This window comes from Nocardia sputi (assembly GCF_023501985.1).
In genome coordinates, this window is the sequence record NZ_JAMFLC010000062.1 from 1 (window position 1) to 2,502 (window position 2,502).

Genomic DNA, 2,502 nt, shown 5'->3' on the forward strand with positions numbered 1-2,502 from the left:
GCACCGGTCGGTGTGGTCGGTGAGATTCACGTCGCGGGTGGGCAGCTCTCGCGTGGCTATCTGGGCAGGCCGGGGTTGACCGCGACACGGTTCGTGGCCGATCCGTTCGGTGCGCCGGGTTCGCGGATGTATCGCAGCGGCGATATCGGCCGGTGGGTCGGTTTCGGTGGTCAGGCCACCCTGGAGTACGCCGGGCGTGGTGATCAGCAGGTGCAGTTGCGGGGGTTCCGGATCGAGTTGGGGGAGATCGAGGCGGCGCTGCTGCGGTGTCCGGGGGTCGGTCAGGCGGTGGTGCTGGTTCGCTCCGAGGAGCACGCCGGGGACCGTTTGATCGGGTATGTGGTGGCCGATACCGGGGTGAGTGTGGACGCGTCGGTGTTGCGGGCGCAGGTCTCGGAGTTCTTGACCGGCTACATGGTGCCGGATGCTGTGGTGGTGCTGGACGCGCTGCCGCTGACCCCGAACGGGAAACTGGACCGTAAAGCGCTGCCCGCCCCGCAGTTCAGCTCCGGTGCGGTGTTCCGGGCGCCGAGTTCCCCGGTCCAGCAGGCCGTCGCCGAGGTGTTCGCCGGGCTGCTCGGCGCCGACCGGGTCGGTTTGGACGACGATTTCTTCGCGTTGGGCGGCAACTCGCTGCTGGCCACCCGGGTGATCGCCCGGATCAACGAGGCCCTGGACGCGGATGTGGCAGTACGGGAGTTGTTCGAAGCACCCACCGTCGCCGGCCTGGCCGCACGGGTGATCCCCGGCGCCGGCGGCGGCGCGCGCCCGGTACTCGAACGCCGTCCGCGCACCGAACCGATCCCGCTGTCACTGGCCCAGCAACGGATGTGGGTACTCAACCAGTTCGACCCCACCTCCCCCGCCTACAACATCCCCCTGGCCATCCAGCTACGCGGCGCGCTGGATGTCTCCGCGTTACGGCACGCCCTGGCCGACGTCCTCGAACGCCACGAATCCCTGCGCACCCGCTACCCCGCCGACGGACCCGGCGCCACCCCCTACCAGCAAATCCTCACCGTGGACCAAGCACTACCCGGCGGGCTGGAACTCACCGTCACCGACGACCCCCTCACAGCGATCACCGAGCTGATGCACACCGGCTTCGACGTCACCGAAGAAGTCCCCGTCCGCGCCCTGCTGGCCGAAACCGGGCCCGAGGAACACCTCCTGGCGTTCGTCGCCCACCACATCGCCGCCGACGGCGCCTCCATGGCCCCCCTGGCCCGCGACCTGATGACCGCCTACCTCGCCCGCATCGGCGGCAACTCCCCCCGCTGGGCGCCCCTGGAAGTGCAATACGCCGACTACGCCATCTGGCAACGCACCGTCATCGGCACCGACACCGACCCCGACTCCATCGCCGCCCGCCAACTGTCCTACTGGCGCACCCACCTCGACGGCCTCACCACCCAACCCGACCTCCCCCTCGACCGCCCCCGCCCCACCGTGCCCAGCATGCAAGGCGCCAACACCACCCTCACCCTGGCACCGCAAACCCACACCGCGCTCACCGCCCTGGCCCGCGAACACCACAGCACCCTGTTCATGGTCGTACACGCCGCCCTGGCCGTCCTGCTGGCCCGCCTGTCCGGCCACCACGACATCGCCATCGGCACCCCCATCGCCGGACGCGGCCAACGCGCCCTCGACGACCTCGTCGGCATGTTCGTCAACACCCTCACCCTGCGCACCCACATCGAACCCGCCATGAGCTTCACCCAACTCATCCACCACACCCGCGACACCGACCTCGCCGCCTTCGCCAACGCCGACATCCCCTTCGAACGCGTCGCCGAAACCGTCGCCCCCGCCCGCGCCACCACCCACAACCCCCTCTTCGGCGTCGTGCTGTCATTCCAGAACAACGAACAACCCACCCTCCAACTCCCCGGCCTCACCGTCACCGCCCTCGACCCCGGCACCGTCGCCGCCAAATTCGACCTCCAAGTCAACGTCACCCCCCACCACCACCCCGACGGCACCCCCGCCCACCTCGACACCATCCTCACCTACGCCACCGACCTATTCGACCAACCCACCATCCACACCCTCGGCCACCGACTCCACCGCATCCTCACCACCATCGCCACCAACCCCCACACCCCCATCGGCGACATCGACATCCTCGACCACACCGAACGAGAACGAATCACGGCCGCGGCCGAGCCGGTGAGCGTCGAACCGCTCACAGCGACCGCGGGCACGGCGCTGACCCAGGCGCTGGCAGCGGCGGTCGAGGACGACCCGGACGGCCCCGCGGTGGTCTCCGGTGAGAACGCCCTGTCCTACCAGGACCTCGACGCGCGCTCGTCGCGGTTGGCGCGGGTGCTCATCGCGCGGGGTTGCGGACCCGGCGCGGGCGTCGCGGTCCGGCTGGACCGCGGCCTCGAAGCCGTCATCGCCACCTGGGCCGTACTCAAAACCGGCGCAGCCCTGGTCCCGGTCGACGCACTCGACACGCCACTGCCGGACCACCTCGAAATCAAGATCGGCTTGACG

Annotated in this window: 1 protein-coding gene; it reads left to right on the top strand. The window is 69.8% G+C overall.

Annotation, left to right across the window (positions count from 1 at the left end):
• Positions 1–2,502, top strand: a 2,502-nt coding sequence (locus tag M8859_RS36600) for a condensation domain-containing protein (protein ID WP_249645673.1), incomplete at both ends; no start/stop codon positions are given.